The sequence below is a fragment of the Sphingobium sp. 15-1 genome (genome assembly GCF_013375535.1).
GTDB lineage: Bacteria > Pseudomonadota > Alphaproteobacteria > Sphingomonadales > Sphingomonadaceae > Sphingobium > Sphingobium aromaticivastans.
Genome location: NZ_JABXJG010000002.1, coordinates 1,392,642 through 1,410,000, shown reverse-complemented (window position 1 = coordinate 1,410,000; position 17,359 = coordinate 1,392,642). Strand labels below are relative to the sequence as shown.

Annotated in this window: 15 protein-coding genes (1 of these 15 running past the window's edge); 8 read left to right on the top strand and 7 right to left on the bottom strand. The window is 63.2% G+C overall.

Annotated elements, in window-relative coordinates:
- Positions 1-2,062: the 5' portion of a hypothetical protein gene (locus tag HUK72_RS22370; RefSeq protein ID WP_176598718.1), read on the bottom strand. 350 nt of this gene lie to the left of the window's left edge; 2,062 of the gene's 2,412 nt are visible here — the first part of the coding sequence; it begins with the start codon at positions 2,060-2,062; its stop codon lies off the left edge, out of view.
- 129 nt (positions 2,063-2,191) lie between these two features.
- Entirely contained in the window at positions 2,192-2,905 is a 714-nt protein-coding gene (locus tag HUK72_RS22365) for an HAD family phosphatase (protein WP_255325920.1), read from the bottom strand.
- Positions 2,906-3,100: 195 nt separating this feature from the next.
- Here HUK72_RS22365 and HUK72_RS22360 point away from each other — a divergent pair, with 195 nt between their 5' ends.
- Both HUK72_RS22360 and HUK72_RS22355 read left to right on the top strand, forming a co-directional pair.
- Positions 3,101-3,304 (top strand): hypothetical protein, encoded by a 204-nt coding sequence (locus HUK72_RS22360; RefSeq protein WP_176598717.1) that lies wholly within the window; start codon positions 3,101-3,103, stop codon positions 3,302-3,304.
- Positions 3,294-3,539, top strand: a complete 246-nt coding sequence (locus HUK72_RS22355; RefSeq protein ID WP_176598716.1) for a hypothetical protein — start codon at positions 3,294-3,296, stop codon at positions 3,537-3,539. The genes HUK72_RS22360 and HUK72_RS22355 overlap by 11 nt, the downstream gene beginning before the upstream one ends.
- 38 nt (positions 3,540-3,577) lie before the next feature.
- Here HUK72_RS22355 and HUK72_RS22350 read toward each other — a convergent pair whose 3' ends face one another.
- Positions 3,578-4,045, bottom strand: a complete 468-nt coding sequence (locus HUK72_RS22350; RefSeq protein ID WP_176598715.1) for a MarR family winged helix-turn-helix transcriptional regulator — start codon at positions 4,043-4,045, stop codon at positions 3,578-3,580.
- 121 nt (positions 4,046-4,166) lie between these two features.
- On the opposite strand from HUK72_RS22350, the gene HUK72_RS22345 reads away from it, so the two are divergent.
- Both HUK72_RS22345 and HUK72_RS22340 read left to right on the top strand, forming a co-directional pair.
- Positions 4,167-5,066, top strand: a complete 900-nt coding sequence (locus tag HUK72_RS22345; RefSeq protein ID WP_176598714.1) for an alpha/beta fold hydrolase — start codon at positions 4,167-4,169, stop codon at positions 5,064-5,066.
- Between the two features lie 140 nt (positions 5,067-5,206).
- Positions 5,207-6,853 (top strand): FAD-dependent monooxygenase, encoded by a 1,647-nt coding sequence (locus HUK72_RS22340; RefSeq protein ID WP_176598713.1) that lies wholly within the window; start codon positions 5,207-5,209, stop codon positions 6,851-6,853.
- A gap of 75 nt (positions 6,854-6,928) precedes the next feature.
- On the opposite strand, the gene HUK72_RS22335 is transcribed toward HUK72_RS22340, so the two are convergent.
- The 4 genes from HUK72_RS22335 to HUK72_RS22320 form a co-directional block, all read right to left on the bottom strand.
- Positions 6,929-7,975 carry an aromatic ring-hydroxylating dioxygenase subunit alpha gene (locus tag HUK72_RS22335; protein WP_176598712.1) on the bottom strand — a complete coding sequence of 349 codons (1,047 nt, stop codon included), beginning with the start codon at positions 7,973-7,975 and terminating at the stop codon, positions 6,929-6,931.
- Between the two features lie 40 nt (positions 7,976-8,015).
- On the bottom strand, positions 8,016-9,050 hold the full coding sequence (locus HUK72_RS22330) for an aromatic ring-hydroxylating dioxygenase subunit alpha (RefSeq protein WP_176598711.1): 1,035 nt from the start codon (positions 9,048-9,050) through the stop codon (positions 8,016-8,018).
- A 102-nt stretch (positions 9,051-9,152) separates the two neighbouring features.
- On the bottom strand, positions 9,153-10,076 hold the full coding sequence (locus tag HUK72_RS22325) for a fumarylacetoacetate hydrolase family protein (protein ID WP_176598710.1): 924 nt from the start codon (positions 10,074-10,076) through the stop codon (positions 9,153-9,155).
- Between the two features lie 137 nt (positions 10,077-10,213).
- Positions 10,214-11,137 carry a LysR substrate-binding domain-containing protein gene (locus tag HUK72_RS22320; protein WP_176598709.1) on the bottom strand — a complete coding sequence of 308 codons (924 nt, stop codon included), beginning with the start codon at positions 11,135-11,137 and terminating at the stop codon, positions 10,214-10,216.
- 231 nt (positions 11,138-11,368) lie between these two features.
- Here HUK72_RS22320 and HUK72_RS22315 point away from each other — a divergent pair, with 231 nt between their 5' ends.
- The 4 genes from HUK72_RS22315 to HUK72_RS22300 all read left to right on the top strand — a co-directional run bounded on the left by HUK72_RS22315 (position 11,369) and on the right by HUK72_RS22300 (position 17,195).
- On the top strand, positions 11,369-12,994 hold the full coding sequence (locus tag HUK72_RS22315; RefSeq protein ID WP_176598708.1) for an FAD-dependent monooxygenase: 1,626 nt from the start codon (positions 11,369-11,371) through the stop codon (positions 12,992-12,994).
- Positions 12,994-13,800 carry an alpha/beta fold hydrolase gene (locus HUK72_RS22310; RefSeq protein WP_176598707.1) on the top strand — a complete coding sequence of 269 codons (807 nt, stop codon included), beginning with the start codon at positions 12,994-12,996 and terminating at the stop codon, positions 13,798-13,800. Before HUK72_RS22315 ends, HUK72_RS22310 begins: the two co-directional genes overlap by 1 nt.
- A 35-nt stretch (positions 13,801-13,835) precedes the next feature.
- Positions 13,836-14,618, top strand: coding sequence for an SDR family NAD(P)-dependent oxidoreductase (locus HUK72_RS22305; RefSeq protein ID WP_176598706.1), 783 nt, complete (start codon positions 13,836-13,838; stop codon positions 14,616-14,618).
- 351 nt (positions 14,619-14,969) lie between these two features.
- Positions 14,970-17,195: a TonB-dependent receptor gene (locus tag HUK72_RS22300; protein WP_176598705.1), complete on the top strand. Its 2,226-nt coding sequence runs from the start codon at positions 14,970-14,972 to the stop codon at positions 17,193-17,195.
- The last annotated feature ends 164 nt before the right edge of the window (positions 17,196-17,359 follow it).

Below are 17,359 nucleotides of genomic sequence, written 5' to 3'. Positions count from 1 at the left end.
GCCCCGATAGCCTGAGCCCGTTGGCACTGCCCAGCGTGACGGACTTCCCGCCGTCCGCCGTGGCGACCTCCAGCGCATCGTCCGGCCGGAAAGCGGCGCCCTGGTCCGCGCGCACCGAAAAAACGAGCCGTCCATCGTCGGGCAGCAGATCCTCGCCCGGCAGTTGCAGGCTGCGCCCCTCGCCCGTCCGTTGCGAGATGCTCTTGCTGAGCAGGGTCAGGCGAGGCCGCGCCTGCTCGACCGTTGCGGCCAGAGTGACCGAGCGCCCGTCCTTCAGCCTGATCCGCGCCGTCGCCTGATCGCCGGGCTTGAGCGCGGCGCCCTCGCCCTTCGCCACCAGCCATAGCCGGTCCACCGATCCGTCGCGCGTCAGTTCGGCGGGTTGCAGGGCCATGCCGGACAGATCGACGCTGGCGACCTGATCCAGCCGCTGGCCGGAGAGGATCGCGCTATTGTCCCCGGCATGCAGGCTGAGCCCGTCCAGGCGGCTCGCCTGGGCATAGGCCTTGAGCGGCAGCACGGATGGTTCGGCCATGCCCTGATATTTGACCTCTACCCTGATGTCGCCGGGCTTGCGGTCGGCCAGCGGCAGGGTCAGGGCCAGGCTGTCCGTCCCCTGTACCTTCCAGGGCAGGGATTGCAGCGGGCCGTCGCCCTGCCGCAGCAGCACGCCCTCGACACAGGCGGGCGCTTCCCCGGTCAGCGTCAGCGCATTGTCGCGTCCGACCACGAGCGTGGGCACCTCGCCCGCCACTTTCCAGGGCGCATCGCCGGGCAATTGCAGGGCTAGGTCCGGCCCCTCGAACCGCTCGAAACCCCAATGGCCGTAGAGATGCCCCTTCACCGTGCCCTTGAAGGCGGGGGGCAGCGGGTCACTGTTTCGGACGACATAGCCGCCGCGATCCGCCCGCGCCTCTACCGGCAGGTCCAGCGTCTCCCCGCCGGACGCCGTCAGCTTCACCATCATGTTGCGCGCATAGGCAGTCGAATAGATGAGCGGCGCGCCCTCGACCGGCAGCACCACGCCCGGCCGCGCCGCGCAGATCGGGCCGTTGGCGGCGCTGCGCAGGCGGGGCGGGCTGTCGGCCTCGATCGCGGGCATGCCGACGACCAGCACCGATTTGGGCTTCTGAAAAGAGGGTGCCTTGTTGAGCAGCAGCGCAGCCGCCTCATCGCGGCGGATGCTGAGTGTCGGCAGATAGTCGAATTCCGGATTGCTGAACGCGCCGAAAATCTTCGCCACGTCGCGCACCACGCCGATATAGGGGCTGTAGAAGCCGTAGCCCGCCTCCCGCGTGGAACTGAGCTGGAGCGCCAGGTCGGTTGGCGCGCCGGTCAGCGTTTCCGCGATGGAGCTGCTGTGCACGTCGGCCAGCACCAGTTGCTCGCGATTTTCGAGCAGGCAGCTTGCCTGAAGCTCTACCACCCTGGACAGGCATTCGTCGTTGAGCTTCATCGACAGGCTGCGCGCCAGGGCCGGGGCGACCGAGCGCAGATATTCGGGATGGCTGTTTTCCTGCGCCCGGATCGCCGCCATGAAGGCGTCCAGCCGGGAACGGTCGAGCGAGGCCTGGTTGAGTTCCTGCGTCGCCCGGATGAACTCGCCCGGCTTGCCGCGCACGGCGTCGACGATCGTGCCTTCCGCGCCGCCGGTGTCGGGAACCAGGAACAGGGTCATCTGCCGGGCGCCCTTAGGCACGGTCAGGGTGAGGCTGTTATCCTTGTCCTTCTTCTTCCAGGTTTCGGCGGCCTTGATCCAATCCTTGGGCGGCGGATTGGTGGCGCCGCGCAGGAAGGTGGACAGCAGCAGGAAGCGCGCGCCCTGATCCTCCGGCAGATCGGCCTTGATCGACAGTCGGTCGCCTTCGGCCAGGCTGGGCACCTGGGCGATGGGCAGCACCTCCCCGTCCCGCGTGACCGTAATGCGCAGCCCCGGCCCGCCAAGCTCGAAAGGCGCAGGATCGGCGGCCAACGCCGACACGCCCGACGCCAAGACCGTCAGGGTCAGGCCCGCCGCGCCGCCTGTCCAGGGCAAGGTCCTCAATCGGCTCGGCAGCGGCATAACGTCCCGGTATCTTCCTGTCAGCGATCCAGACCCCGCTGTCCCACATCGGCTGCCCAATTCCAAGAGCGGTGCGGACGCAACGGGGTTTGCGACGAAGGGGGGAAGCCGTGGGACGAACGCCCCGGATCAAGGCAGGATCAGGGCGGCGAAGTCATGCAGGCTGGGCAGCACCGCCGCGACCATCGCCCGCTCCGCCTCTGTCGGGGGCAGCAGATCGGGCACCATCACCGTCGCGATGCCCGCTCCCGCGGCGGAGCGGACGCCGGCATAGCTGTCCTCCACCGCGACCGCGTCGGTCACGGCCACGCCAAGCCGCTTCGCCGCGAGCTGATAGGGTTCGGGATGCGGCTTGGGACGACCGACATCGTTGCGGGTGACGACCACGTCGAAATAGTCGAGCAGCCCCGCCTTTTCGAGCCGCTGGCGGGCATAGCGCGCTTCGGTCGAGGTCGCCACCGCCATGGGAATGCCAGCCGAAGCGATCCGCGCCAGCATGGGCTCGACGCCGGGGCGCATGGGGATGGCCGCGTCCAGCGCCGCTTCGAACAGCAGGTCGCTGTCGAGGTAGAATTGCTCCATCGGGAAATCGGCGCCGAACCGCTCCTTCAGCATCACACGGTTCGCGTCCCGGTGAATGCCGACCATGGCGAGCAGCACCTCATCCGGGAAGGGCCATCCCAGGGCAGCGGCGGCCTCAGCCATGGTGCGGCGATGCTCCGCCTCGGTATCGAGCAGGGTGCCGTCCATGTCGAAGATGACCGCCCGAACCGGATCGGGCAAGCGGCGGTTCAGCCTTTCGGGAGCGGCGCTGGCGAAGGTCGAGACTGTCATGGTCCCCATGTGGGGCTTTGCGGGACGTTTGACGAGTGCATAGAGCGCTCGGGCGGATGCAGGCTTTGCGGCTTGCGCCTGGGTGCGCCCACGACCATCGAAGGTGAAGCGGGTGGCGGCATCCATGCCCTGCCTGCCGGCGTGAAGAAAAGTTGAAAGCTGGGATGCCTCTGCCTATCAGCCATGCATGGCGCGACGATCTTCATGACGGACAGCATCCGGGACATTCTGGATCGCCTGCGCGCACCTTCGGGCAACGTCGTGGTGCGGGCGCGGCGGATGGTCGAGGCTTATGTGCCGCAGGAACGGCGCGGACCGGGATGGGACCGGCACTGGCGGGAATTAGAGGCCTATCTGGACCTGCCGGGGCAATGGTCTTCAACCGAAGGGAAAGATAATGACGGCTGACAAACTGGTCGACCTGATCGTGGCGAGGCTGGTGCGCGACCACGGGCGGAGCAAGCATCATTGGCGCAGGCTGGTGGGGCCGATCCGGCTTTATAGCCGGGCGACCCACCCGCATTGCAACTGGGCCGCGACGCCGACCGGCTCCTTTCAGGAAATCGCGGCAATCGAAACGCTGCTGGACAATTGGCGGATGCGGCATCCGCTGCTTTCCGGTGATCCGGCCCAGGCGCGCTAAGGCATTTTCCAAGCAGGTGGAACCGGATCGGATTTGCCCTAAGTCGCGTCTTGCGCAATCCAGCCGGGGGCGTCCAGCCGGATCGGCGTGGACCCTAGCAGCCGGGCCAGAATTGCTTCGAGTTTCAGGAGGTCGGCGCTGCCGATCTCCTTTTCCCATTGCGCCCGCAATTGCTCGAAAATCGCTTCGCCCTGCTCCATCAGGGCATGGCCGCGCGGGGTGACGTGGAGGCGCTTGCGCCGCGATGTCCCGGCGGTTTCGAGCGAGACATAGCCGCGTTGTTCCAGCAGTGCGACCGTCTTGGCCGCCGCCTGTTTGGTCACCGCAAGCCGGCGGCCAAGTTCGGAAGCGTTGCCCGCTCCCGCCGCGATCGCCCTCAGCGCGAACTCATGGGCAGGCCGCACATCGTCGAAACCGCGCCGGGACAATTCAGCGGTCGCGGCATCCGCCATGAAGCGAAACCCGCCGAGAAGAAGCAATGCAAGGTCTGCGCCTGATCTAGCCATGGCACCCTGCTTAAGACGGCCGCCGGAAAAGACAATATAGTTGTCGAATAGCCATGGACAAAGACAATATGGTTGTCTATCCGAAAAAGACAACCATGTTGTCCATAGCGGAGAAGCATCCATGCACATCGAACCCATCGGCAAGACACTTCCCGGCGTCACGCATCACCGCGTCGCGGTGAACGGAACGCGCCTGCACTATGTCTCGGCGGGGAGCAGCGGATCGCCCATCCTGCTGGTCCACGGCTTTCCCGAAAGCTGGTGGGCGTTTCACAAGCGTCTTCCCCTGCTGGAGGAAAGGCATCGCGTCTTTGCCGTCGACCTGCGGGGCTTTGGTGACTCCGATTGCGCGGAGGCCGGGCATGACAGCAGGGTCGCCGCAGAGGATCTGCATGGATTGGTGCAGGCGCTGGGCGTTGGGCCCGTTCATCTGACTGCCCAGGATATTGCCGGCGGGGCCGCTTTCCGCTTTGCCGCAACCTACCCCGGCGATCTCCTGAGCTTCACAGCGATCGAGATGGGCCTGGCCGGGTTCGGGCTGGAGGATTTCGCGGACGTAGCCAAGGGCGGCGCATGGCATATCGGCGTCATGGCCGCCCCCGGCATTCCGGAAATGCTGCTTGAAGGGCGCGAAAAGGCCTTCCTCGGCCGTTTCATGTTCCCCGCAATGTGCGCGACGCCGGATGCCATCCGCGAGGAGGATGTCGAAGAGTTCGCCCGCACCTATGCGCGACCGGGCGGCTGGCGCGGGGCGGCGGGCCTCTATTCCTCCATGCTGAAAGAAGGCGGGGAGATTGCGGCGCTGGCGCAATCGCGAACGCTGAGCGCGCCTGTCCTTGCCATTGGCGCCAGCGGCGGGGGGTTCACCGCGCAGACCATGGCAAACGCCGTGCCGGGGCGGGAAATCCGTTCTCTCTTGCTGGAAGGGGTCGGCCATTATGCGGCGATGGAGGCGCCGGAGAAGGTGGCGGATGCCCTTCTCGACTTCACGCGGGGCGTCGATGCGGGAGAGTTTTCCTGAATGCGCCCGCTGTTCCGAGGAAGGCACTGCACCCGAAAAGCGGCAAACGATACCCTGCAAAGATCAGACGACCCTTTTTGCTATCCTCCTAATATCCCGGTTCCATCGTAGAACCGCCCGACAGAAAACAGGACAGGATCATGACGGTGAAGAGTGGCGCAACCAACCCGGAGGTCATCATCGTCGGCGCAGGCCCTTCGGGGCTTTCGCTGGCGGTGGAACTTGGAAGCCGCGGCGTCTCATGCCTGGTCATCGAAAAGAATGATCGCACCGGCTACGCCCCCCGCGCCAAGAACTGCAATGTGCGCACGCGGGAGCATTTCCGCCGTTGGGGCATTGCCGAACGGCTGGCGGAGGCGGCGCCTTTCGGCATCGATTATCCGGCCAATGTGCTGTTCGTCACGCGGCTGGGCGGCCATCTGATCACCCGGTTCGAGGATGCCTTCGATGGCAACCGGAAGCGCGACCAACGCTATTCGGAACATGCGCAGTGGATTCCGCAATATAAGGTCGAGGCCGTGCTGCTGGCGCATCTGCGGTCCCTGCCCTCCGTCACCGTCGCGTTCGGGCAGGAACTGGTGACGGTCGCGCAGGACGACGCAGGCGTTTCCGCGCAGGTCCGGAATCTGGAAACCGGCGCCGTGCGGGAACTCTCGGCCCAATATCTGGTGGGAGCGGATGGCGGGCGCAGCACCGTGCGCGAGCAGGTCGGCATCCGCATGATCGGGGATTACGGACTTTCGCGAAACAACATGACCATCTTCCAGGCGCCGGGCCTGGCGGAAGCGCAACCCCATGGCCCCGGCATCCAGATATGGCAGTGCAATGACGAAGCGCCCAGCTTCATCGGGCCGATGGACACTGACGACCGCTGGTTCTTCGCACCGACCGGCATCGCGCCGGATGCGGTGTTTTCCGAGGAGGAGGTGCTGGGCATGATCCGGCGGTCCACCGGGCTCGACCTGCCCTATAAAATTCTGAGCAACGAAATCTGGACGATCCACCGTCTGCTGGCTGAGCGCTATTCCAGCGGCCGGGTGTTCTTGACTGGAGACGCCTGCCATCTCCATCCGCCCTTCGGCGGCTTCGGGATGAACATGGGCATAGGCGATTCCGTCGACCTGGGCTGGAAGCTGGCCGCCATAGTGCAGGGCTGGGGCGATCCGGCGCTGCTCGACACCTATGAAATGGAGCGCAGGCCGATCCACCATTATGTGCTGGACGAGGCGGAAGCGAACCACAGCCTGGCGCCCAACCAACTCGCGCGCGAAGGGATCGAAGAGGATTCCCCGCACGGCGAGCAGGTGCGCAAAGAAGTGGCGGAGCTTATCTGGGCGACCAAGCGGCCGGAATTCTACAGTCTGGGCGTCGTGCTGGGCTATCGCTACATGGACTCGCCCATCATCGTCGAAGAGACCCATCCGAAGCCCTGGAACAAGGCGATCGACTATATGCCGTCAGCCGCGCCGGGCAGCCTTGCCCCGCATCAGTGGCTGGAGGACGGCAGTTCGCTTTACGATCATTTCGGCCAGGGCTTCACCATGCTGGTGCTCGCGCCCGAGGCACGGGCCGAAGCCGGGAAAGCGAAAGAGCAGGCGCAGCGCCTCAATATACCCTTCGAGATTTTCGAGACGTCGAACCGGGCAGTGATCGACCTGTATGAACAGCCGCTTGCCCTGGTGCGGCCCGACCAGCATGTCGCTTGGCGCGGAACGGTGGTTCCCGACACGCTGATGTCGGCGGTCACCGGCCATGCATTTGCGGAAGCGGCTCAGGTCACAACCTAAGGGTTAGAAGCGCCTCATGACCAAATGTCTCGCCCGTTGCCGGGCGAGACATGCGCGATTTCACCGCGAGATGGTTCACTGCGAGGCGGGCGCCAGCGCTGCCTTCTCCGCTTCGACAAGGCGGCGATAGATGCGGCGGGCGCGGGTCGAGGCGTTGTCGATCGCCATCAAGGCCGGGCCGCATTCGAGCAGATCGGCGCCGCCGATCCGCGCCTGCTGCGCCTCGATCATCGGCTTGTCCTCGCCGCCGAACGCCATTGCCAGTCCGGCGGTGATGCCCTTGTTATATTCCGCGTCGTCGGTCCGGTAATTGCGCGAGTTGCAATAGAAATAATGGGTTGTCGTGGATGTTTCAGGCGTCATGACATGCGCGTTGCGCGTCACGATCTCGACATCCGCCCTGCCCTCGGCGGCGGTCAATATGCCGTCCAGCAGCATGACGCCCGACGGATGCCAAAGAACCTCGGTCGTCATGTCCACCATCATGTCCGGGTCCGGCAGTTCCGGTTGCCAGATCGGTATCGCCTTCTCGTTCTTCGCGGTCCAGCGGACGAAAACAGTGTCTCCCCTCTCCTCGACCTTCACGCCCGCGCGCGTGAACGACCCCCCGCCAAGCGTCTCGGCATGCAGATAATCGCCATGGCTGAGGTCGAGAATATTATCCTCCAGCAAGCGGTGGTCCGCCGCCGTCGGCATATATCCCTCGCTGAAGGCATGCTGCGGCGCGGCGTCGGCAAAGGACAGGTCGGGAATGGCATCCTCGTCGGCCTTTTCCGGTGCCCCCATCCATATCCAGAGCGCCTTGTGACGTTCCGCCAGGGGATAGGCCCTTACCGCCAGGGATGAGGTGATCGGCCCGTGGGGATTGTGGATGCACCGCCCCGTATTGCCGTCAAATGCAAGGCCATGATAGCCGCACCGCACGATGTCCCGCTCGATCCGTCCCAAGCTGAGCGGCGCGAGGCGATGGGCGCAGCGGTCGACGAGCACGCGCACTTGCCCCTCCCCGTCTCGCCAGAAAAGAAGCGGCACGTCGATGATCGTTCGGGTAAGGCTCGAACCACGCGGCACCTCATCCGCCCACGCCGCCATATACCAGCAATTTCTGAGCCACTCCGCCATCCGCTCTTCTCCCGCTTATGCTTGTCCAAAGGCAGAGGGATCAGCCCTGAGCCTCTTCGGCGGCAATCATCCTCGCCAGCACCTGACGCGCGCGTCCGCCGCCGGCATCTCCAGGCAACAATATCGGCTGGAGCGACATGAAGTCGGCGTCCCCGATCATGGCCTGCTGGGCCTCTATCACCGGCAAATCCTCTTCGAGGAACGGGCCGCGGACGGCCTCGGTCTGCTCATCGGCGCGCTGCTGTGCCGCTTCGCCCATGCTTCTGGGGCAGCACATGCCGTAGAAATAATGCGTCGTCTTTTCCGTTTCCGGCGTGAAGAAATGGACGCTGGGCGCTTCATGCCCCTCCTCGCGGGGCCGCCCGGCCGGCGTCGCGCCGCTATAGAGTTCGATCAGGGCCGGCGCCTGCCAGCGGCAGTCGAGCCAGCGGTCGGCCGCCGTCCCCGGCTCCAGAAAGAATATCTCCTCCAGAAAGGAGGGCAGGCTGTCATTGCTGATGAACCGCTTCGACCAGACGACATCGCCTTCCTGGGACGACGAGGTCTTGCCCCGCCGGACCGCTTCGGTGGAAAAGAGCGGGTGCAGGAATTCGATATGGCTGAGGTCCATGATATTGTCGGACTCCAGCTCATAATGGGCGTTGACCTTGAGATAGCCGTGGCCGACGGCATAATCCTCCGGCTCCAGGACCGGGAAATCGGGCACGGTGGCGGGGTCCGCCTTTTCCGGATCGCCCATCCAGATCCAGATGATGCCATATTTCTCCGTCGTCGGAAAAGCGGGCACCCTGGCCGCCCTGGGGATCGCGCCATTGCCCTGCGGATTGAACAGACAAGCGCCGTCCGCGCCGAAACGCAGGCCGTGATATTTGCATTCGACGGCATTGCCGACCTGCTGGCCGATATGGAGCGGCGCGAAACGGTGCGGGCATCGATCGCCAATGGCATGGACCTGCCCATGCTCGCCGCGGAAGAAGAGTATATGCTCACCGACGATCTGGCGGTGGAACAGCTTTCCCTGCTCGATCTCCTCCGACCAGGCAGCCATGTACCAGATATTCCTCAACGCCCGCATTTCCGTCTCCCTGCCGGTACCGGCTGTCGCCGCGATCGCCGGCACCAGTCTCGTCCCGCTTTTCCCGATATGGGAAGAGGCGCCATTCAGCGCCTCTTCTTGTTACACTTGTTCGCTTGAGAATAATTTCTGGATTCTGCTTTCCTCCAGATCAGGGAATCTCTTGGCCCGGCTCTCTATGACCTTGTTCTCGATCGCGCCGATATTCTCGATCTCGCACCGCACGATATCGCCCGGCTTGAGGTGCGTCTGAGGATTCATGGCATGGCCGACACCCTCAGGCGTTCCGGTCAGGTAGAGATCGCCCGGCTCCAGTTCGAACGCGGTCGAGAGATATTCGATCTGCTCCCAGATATTGTAGATCATGTCGCTGGTATTGCTCTTCTGGCGCAGTTCGCCGTTCACATAGCAGCGCAGTTCCAGCTTGTGCGGATCACCGATTTCGTCCGGCGTCACGATCCATGGCCCAATCGGGCCGAATGTTTCGAAGGATTTGCCGACCGTCCAGGTGTTGGCGTGCAACTGCCAGTCGCGGGCCGACACGTCGTTCGCCACGAAATAGCCGAAAATATGGGCGGGCGCCTCTTCGGGCGAGACATAGCGGGCAGCTTTGCCGATCACGAAGCCAAGCTCCACCTCATAGTCGAGCTGCTTGGTGACGCCGGGATCGATGTCGACATTGGGCGGCGACACGCAGTTGGTCGCCTTGTTGAACCAGACCTGGAAACGGGGCGGCATCACGCCCAGGCGCATGCCTTCCTCGGCATGTTTCTTGTAGTTCATGCCAAGCGCCATGAAATGGCCGGGGCGCTCGATCGGGGCGAGCAGCTTCACGCCTTCGAGCGCATCCTTGGGCTGGGCGGTGGCCAGCTTGTCCTTGAGCCTGGCGAGCGCCTCCGGCCCAGCGGCGGCGAGCTGCCGCATCTCGGTGAATTCGGGCAGCAGGTCCGAAATACGGACAATTCCGTTACCGGACACGACGCCGATCACTGGCCGCCCGTCCGCCTCGAAGCGCAACAGTTTCATGGGTAAGCTCTCCTCACTTATCTTGCAGAGTCCGAACCGTTTGTAACGGCTCCGCTCGATAACGAGGCGATCATAAAGTCGGCGGGCTGATACCTGCGCCGGTTCGGATTACCGGCATTGGCATGCGAATCGGCAAGCTAGAGATCCTGCATTTGCATGTTCAGCGTATAGTTATGCGCGGCCTTTCTGATGAGATCGCTCAACCGTTCCGCCAGCGGCGTGAGGGGCAATCCCAGTCGGTGGACGAGGCAGATCGGATCGGAAGGCTGCGGCGGGATATTTTCCAACGGCGCGCAGAACTGGGCGATCGGCATCAACTGGAACATCTGGTCGGGCAGGAAGGTCAGCAGATTCGTGTTGGCGACGGTCAGCAGGATCGACAACATCGAGGAGGATTCGACGGCCACTTTCGGCAGCGGCAATCCCCGCGCGGTGAACATTTCCTCCAGATCGCTTTCGGCGCTTCTATCGTTGAGCGAGGGGCGCACCCAATTGGCGCCGACCAGATCGTCGAAGCTCTTCGCATCCAGCAGTGGATGGCCCCTGCGGGCGGCGATGCGCCGGTTATGCTGCATGAGAACTTCGACCGTAAACCGCTGGGAAATGCTGTCCTTCTGTATCGAGCCGATCCAGAAATCGAGCGTGCCTTCCGCCAGCCTCTGCTCGACAGGCTTGAACAGCGTCACCTGCATTTTGGTCACCGCCTCCGGATATTGGCGGTTGAATGTCGAAATCGCGGGCGGCCACAATGTCATGCAGGTCAAGGGAGACAGGCCGATCGACACCTGCCCCCTATTGTCGCCCGCCCATTGCGAGACTTCTTCCCTGGCGCGCTGAATCTCGCTCTGGACGCTTTCGATCCGGCGCACGAACCTTTCGCCTACCGGCGTCAGCGTCACGCCCTTCGAGTGACGCTCCAGCAGGACCTGGCCCAGCTCATTTTCCAGTTCCCTGATGCTGCGGGTTATGACGGGCTGCGCGATGTTGAGATGCCTGCTCGCGGCGCGGAGGCTGCCGGTCTGGACGACGGCGAGCAGATCCCGGAAATGGGTGAGCTTCATATTTCCTCCCCTATGTCATTTTCGCCCTTGATACCGATTCGCTAGAGGCAATGCGAGTTTTATGTTCCCCGTGCAGCGGTTGCGGGTATCGCGGGACTTGTCTTGTCATCTGGCGGCGGCCCCATGCGCCGGTTAGCCCAACGCCATCGGCTCAAAGCCTATGCCGCCGAACAAATGGCGCGAAACCCGGCTCCGAAACAGCAAGACCGGGATTTGCAGTGGAGGGTGATCGTGGACAGCAAAGCGAGTGAATATCAGGTTATCGTCGCGGGCGCGGGGCCCTGCGGCATGGCGGTGGCGATCGAGCTGGGTTTGCGCGGCATCCGCACGCTGATCTGCGAACCTCGCGCCTTCACCGAATATGGCATCGCCAAGGTGAACCTGGTGAATGGCCGCTCGATGGAGCATTTCCGTCGCTGGGGCATTGCAGATCGCCACCGCGCCAACGATCCGGTGCCTTCCGAAGTCGCCCGCGACCTTGTATTCTCCACCCGAGCCAACGGAAAGATCCTGTTCAAAGCCGAGGGCGCCTATGAATGGCGCGAACGCATGCCGATCGCTTCGGAAACCCCGGAATGGGCGCCGTTCGAGGCCATCGAGAAGACGCTTCGCGACAGGATCGGTGAACTCGACACGGTGACCTTCATCGAACATTCCAAAGTGATCGACTTCACGCAGAATGGCGATGGGGTCGAAGTCGTCTACGAAAAGGACGGAGAGCGGATCACGGCGGGCGGCGACTATTTCATCATCGCCAACGGTCCCCATTCGCCGCAGCGCCGCAAGATCAACCTGCGACTGGAAGGCGGCACGTTGTTCGACAATATCTCCTGGCGCTTCCATGCCCCGGAACTGAAGACGCTGTTCAAGGATACGCATCTCTGTTCGATGACGTTTTTCCTGAACGAAGACGCCTATGGCGATATATTGGTGCCTTATGGCGACGATTATTGGGGCTATTATGTTTCGCCCATGCCGGAGGACATCGATCCCATGGACTGGTCCAAGGTCCGTGAGATGATGTTCCGCTCGGTCGGCCAGCCCTTCGAGACGAGCGACGAGCGCGGCTGGGTCTGGGGCAGCCATGCGCGCATGACGCGCTCTTTCCATTTCGGCCGCGCCTTCCTGATCGGGGACGCCGCGCATCTGACCCCGCCGTTCGGCGGCTTCGGCATGAACATGGGCGTGGGCGATGCCGCCGACCTGGGGTGGAAGATGGCCGCGATGCTGGAAGGCTGGGGCGGGCCGGGCCTGCTGGAAAGCTACACGCTGGAACGCTATCCAGTATGCAAGTTCATCATCGAAGGATCGGCCCACAATAATACGGTGTGGGGCAAGGCGATCGTGCGCCCGCATATGGAAGAGGATAGCGAACGCGGCGAACAGATACGCGAGGACATCCGCAAGTTCATCGTCGAGGAAAAGACGCAGCAATTCCGCAGCCATGGCGCGCAGTTCGGCTATCGCTACACCGGTTCGCCCATCGTCATGGGCGACGGCGCCGAACCGCCGCCGATGACCTATGGCGACTATGTGCCCTCTTCGGTGCCGGGCTGCCGTGCGCCGCATGTGTGGCTGGGGGAGGACGATTCCCTTTACGATCATTTCGGCTGGGGCTTCTGCCTGTTGAAGCTGGATGCGCAGGCCGACACCGCGCCGCTGGAAAGCGCCGCTGCCGCCGTGGGCCTGCCGCTCAAGGTCCTCGATCTGTCGGACCGGCCGGACGTCGTCGAACAATATGAGCGCAAGCTGACGCTCATCCGTCCCGATCAGCATGTCGCCTGGCGCGGTGATGAGGCGCCCGCCGATTGCGCCAATCTGGTCGACGTCGTGCGCGGCGCCGCGAGTTACGTCTGATGAAGGCGTATACGCTCGACATCGGCGGTATCGACTATGCCTGCGTCGAGGCGGGGGAAGGACCGCTGCTGCTGCTCTGCCACGGCACGTTCGGGGGCAAGCGGCTCATGTTCCCTCAGTTCGAATATCTCAGCCGCCATTTTCGCTGCGTCGCGCTGGACTGGCGCGGGCATGGCGGGTCGGGCTACACGCCCGGCGGCTGGACGGCCGACGATCTGGTGGAGGATGTCGCCGCGATCATAGAGGCTTTGGGCGAGAAACGGGCGATGATCGCTGGCGTTTCCCAAGGCGGCGCTATCGGCATGCGCGTCGCACTGAAATATCCGGAGAAGGTGCGGGCGCTGGTGAATATGTGTGGGGGACCGGGCGGTCCGCCTCCCGCGGCGATCCAGCGTCTTTACGACCTGGCGGCGGGCTTCGCGGAGGAGCGGGACGAAGCTGTGCGCCGGGCGGCTGTGGTGGAATTCGCCGCCAGTTATTTCCACGCGCCCAGCTTCGTGGAGCGCGAGCCGGAACGCTTTGCGGAGGAAGTCGACGTCATCCTCTCCCATCCCCGCGACAGCGTCAGGCTGCTTCCTTGCGTGCCGGAGAGCTATGTGGACATCACGCCCAGGCTGGGCGAAATCGCCTGCCCCACCCTGATCATCTGGGCGTCGGAGGAGGCGCGGAAGACGATGGGCGCCGATCTGGCCGCCGCCATTCCGGGCGCGGAACTGGTGACGATCCCGGATGCGGGCCACCATGTGAATGTGGACCAGCCCGAAGCGACGTCGGAAGCGATAGAGCGATTTCTGCTCCGCCACTGAACGAGCGGGGCGGGATGGTTCGACAGGAGAGCGGAATGGCCACAAGCAGCGATATTCTGGCAGGCAAGACCATTATCCTCACGGGCGGCGGGGGCGATATAGGAACGGCGACGACACGGTTGTTGTTGTCGCGCGGCGCCAGGGTCGCGCTGTTCGACCGTTCGGCCGAAGCCCTGGAAAGGCTGCGCGCCGATGCGGGCGGTTCCGACAGGCTGTTTGTGGGATCGTGCGACGTCACCGATGAAGCAGACGTCCGATCCCGTTTTGCCGACGCGCACAACCATTTCGGCGGCGTGCACGGCATCGTCAACGCGGCGGGCATCGAAGGCGCGCGCGGCCCGATCCACGAATGCGCGACCGCAATGTTCGAAGCCGTGATGGCCGTGAACGTAAAGGGCGTTTTCCTGGGCATGAAGCATGGCATCCCCCTGCTCCAGCAAAGCGGCGGCGGAGCGATCGTCAACGCCTGTAGCACAGCCGGCATCAAGGGCGTCGAGGGCATGGCCCCCTATGTGGCGAGCAAACATGCGGTGCTGGGACTGACGCGGAGCGGCGCGCTGGAATGGGGGCGCTATGGCATCCGGGTCAATTGCGTGGCGCCCGGCCCGGTGCAGGGCCGGATGCTGGAAGCCATCTATGCGCAACATGCCAATGACCCCAACTGGCCCAGCCTGGAGAGCAGGAAGGCGCTGAATCCTTCGGGCCGTTTCGCCCAGCCGAGGGAGATTGGTGAAGTGATTGCATTCCTGCTGTCGGACGCGTCGAGCTTCGTCAACGGCGCCTGCTATTCCGTCGATGGCGGCGTGTCGGCGCTTTGATCTACCGCCTAAGGTATCGCCAAGTTTTTATTGATATCTGACAAGAGCGTGTCTCTCACGATACCATCATCCGCAAGAACAGTCGGCAATCATCGACGGGAGGATGAATGACAGGAAGTAGCTTTCTGACATTCGTCGGATAAGATCATTGTCCGTCGATCTGTCTATCCGGGCGCCGCTACTTGAACCGACGGCATTCGACTGATCAAACGAATTTTTCAAAAACTGGCGACGCGAGTGCGTCGGCTGGAGGGCGCCCGTTATTTTGCATGACTGTGCACAAATTATTGGTGGACCCATCTTTTCAGATATTTCATGACCGACAGAAACAAAAAGGCCGGGAGGACCTGAATGAAACCCATATTTCTTACAACGGTTTGTATTGCCGCTTTCGTGTCGTCAGCGGCCCATGCGCAGGATCAGGCAGTCGCCGCCGACGTCAAAAGCGCCGATCTGGGTATCGCGGACATCGTGGTCACGGCGCAGCGCCGTTCGGAGCGCCTACAGGACGTTCCCGTCGCGGTCACCGCGGCCACGGGCGAGCGGCTCGCCGCGGTCGGCATTCAATCCTCCCAGGATCTGAGCGTCATCACTCCCGGTCTCACCATTCCGCAGACTTCGGGCTATACCCAGCCGCGCATTCGCGGCGTGGGCACGTCGTCGAACGGGCCGGGCATCGAAAATCCCGTCGCGACCTATATCGACGGCGTCTATATCGCGAGCGCCCCCAGTTCCCTGCTGACACTCAACAATATTCAGCGGGTGGAAGTGCTCAAGGGCCCCCAGGGCACCCTGTTCGGGCGCAATGCGACCGGCGGCCTGATCCAGATCGTCACCAAGGACCCGGCGCATGACGCTGGCGGGGCGGTCAACCTCTCCTACGGCAATTATCAGACGGTCATTGCCGACGCCTATGTCACCGGCGGGCTTTCCGACACCATCGCCGCCGACTTGGCGGTCCGCTACGAACATCAGGACAAGGGCTTCGGCACCAATTTGTTCAACGGCCAGGAAGTCGGCAAGCTGGACCATGATTTCGCCGGACGGATGAAGCTGCTGATCGAACCGGGCGACAGGACGCAAATCCGCCTCGCCCTCGACTATGAATCCCGCGACAGCGACCGCGACATCCAGCATCTGGACACGACCCAGCAGCCCTTCAGCCCATTCTATCTCGGCTTCGGCCCCTTCCCACTGGGCGGCACCTATGACGTCAACCAGAATTACGAATTCCGCAACAAGCTGAAGGCGGGCGGCGCTTCGCTTCAGGTCGACCACGATCTGGGCAGCGCCACGCTCAAGAGCATCACCGCCTACCGGAAATCGAAGTTCCAGTTCAACCTCGACCTGGACTTGCTGCCAATCGACGGCTTCACCGCTTTCAGCATCGCCAAGTTCAACCAGTTCAGCCAGGAACTGCAACTTTCCTCCAACGACTCCGGTCCGCTGAAATGGGTCGCCGGTCTCTATTATTTCCATTCGAAGGATGGCTGGCAACCGATCGACATCGGCATCGGGCCGCTTGTGAACGCCCAGGCGCCGGGCGTTCCCTTCCACATCATCGATGAGAATTACCAGAAGACGGATGCGGTAGCGGCCTATGCGCAGGCCAGCTACGAGATTTTGCCTGCCACGAATCTGACGCTGGGCGGCCGCTACAATTATGAGCATAAGAGCGTCAGCGGAACGGAATCCTACACGGCGTTCGGCGCGCCTGCGGGAAGCGTCCCTTTCCCCGACACGTCGCCGCCGGCTTCCGTGCCGACCAAGGCGACCTTCAAGCGCTTCAACTATCGCATCGCGCTCGATCATAAGTTCGGCCCGGATATTCTCGGCTATATCTCGTACAATACGGGGTTCAAGAGCGGCGGCTTCGTGCTGGCGAAGCGCGACGCACAGCCGTTCAAGCCGGAGGACATCAAGGCGGCGGAAGTGGGCCTGAAAACCCAGCTTTTCGATCGCCGGATGCGGCTGAACATCTCCGCCTTCCATTATGATTACAAGAATATCCAGGTGCAGCGGTTCGACGCCGGCAGCCAGTTGATCTATAATGGCGCCAAGGCCCGGATGTACGGCGTCGACCTGGATGGAGAGATCATCATCGCGCAGGGCCTGTCGCTGAACGGCGGCCTTTCCTACATCCATGACCGGTTCAAGTCCTTCCCGCTGGCGGACTCGAACGCGCCGAGGCCCGGCTGCCCCACGCCGCCGCCAGGGGGCGTCGTGCAGTGCGAAGCGGCCGGCAACAAGCTGGCCCAGACGCCGACCCTCTCCTTCAACATCGGCGGCGATTATTCGATCGACACCGGCATCGGCAAAATCGCGCTGAATGCGACCTATTTCCGCCAGAGCAAGGTCTATGCGGCAGCGGACAACATCGCGTTCCAGAAGGCCTATGACCTGATCAATGCGTCGATCGCCTGGACCGACAAGAGCGAGCATGTCACGGTCAAATTGTGGGGCAAGAATCTGGGCAAGACGGTCTACACGACTTCCCTGATCGAAGGTTTCACCGGTCTCGACGTCGCCTATGGCTATCCGCGCACCTATGGCGTCACGGCCGGTTTCAAGTTTTAGGCGACGTGGACAAATTCAAGACTCGCAGTATTGAGTGATTTGGGTGGAGAGTGGCCCGCCCGCTTTCCTCGAAGTAAACCGTGCTCCTGCGCAGGAACACGGGGCGCTTAAGGGCAGCCAATGGCCATTTCCCAACATTCCGAATTTGCCCACGCGGCCTAACC

Bases quoted from the DNA above. Each gene is read 5' to 3' on its own strand.
- HUK72_RS22365 (WP_255325920.1), bottom strand. From the start codon at position 2,905: ATGGGGACCATGACAGTCTCGACCTTCGCCAGCGCCGCTCCCGAAAGG.
- HUK72_RS22360 (WP_176598717.1), top strand. From the start codon at position 3,101: ATGACGGACAGCATCCGGGACATTCTGGATCGCCTGCGCGCACCTTCG.
- HUK72_RS22355 (WP_176598716.1), top strand. From the start codon at position 3,294: ATGACGGCTGACAAACTGGTCGACCTGATCGTGGCGAGGCTGGTGCGC.
- HUK72_RS22350 (WP_176598715.1), bottom strand. From the start codon at position 4,045: ATGGCTAGATCAGGCGCAGACCTTGCATTGCTTCTTCTCGGCGGGTTT.
- HUK72_RS22345 (WP_176598714.1), top strand. From the start codon at position 4,167: ATGCACATCGAACCCATCGGCAAGACACTTCCCGGCGTCACGCATCAC.
- HUK72_RS22340 (WP_176598713.1), top strand. From the start codon at position 5,207: ATGACGGTGAAGAGTGGCGCAACCAACCCGGAGGTCATCATCGTCGGC.
- HUK72_RS22335 (WP_176598712.1), bottom strand. From the start codon at position 7,975: ATGGCGGAGTGGCTCAGAAATTGCTGGTATATGGCGGCGTGGGCGGAT.
- HUK72_RS22330 (WP_176598711.1), bottom strand. From the start codon at position 9,050: ATGCGGGCGTTGAGGAATATCTGGTACATGGCTGCCTGGTCGGAGGAG.
- HUK72_RS22325 (WP_176598710.1), bottom strand. From the start codon at position 10,076: ATGAAACTGTTGCGCTTCGAGGCGGACGGGCGGCCAGTGATCGGCGTC.
- HUK72_RS22320 (WP_176598709.1), bottom strand. From the start codon at position 11,137: ATGAAGCTCACCCATTTCCGGGATCTGCTCGCCGTCGTCCAGACCGGC.
- HUK72_RS22310 (WP_176598707.1), top strand. From the start codon at position 12,994: ATGAAGGCGTATACGCTCGACATCGGCGGTATCGACTATGCCTGCGTC.
- HUK72_RS22305 (WP_176598706.1), top strand. From the start codon at position 13,836: ATGGCCACAAGCAGCGATATTCTGGCAGGCAAGACCATTATCCTCACG.
- HUK72_RS22300 (WP_176598705.1), top strand. From the start codon at position 14,970: ATGAAACCCATATTTCTTACAACGGTTTGTATTGCCGCTTTCGTGTCG.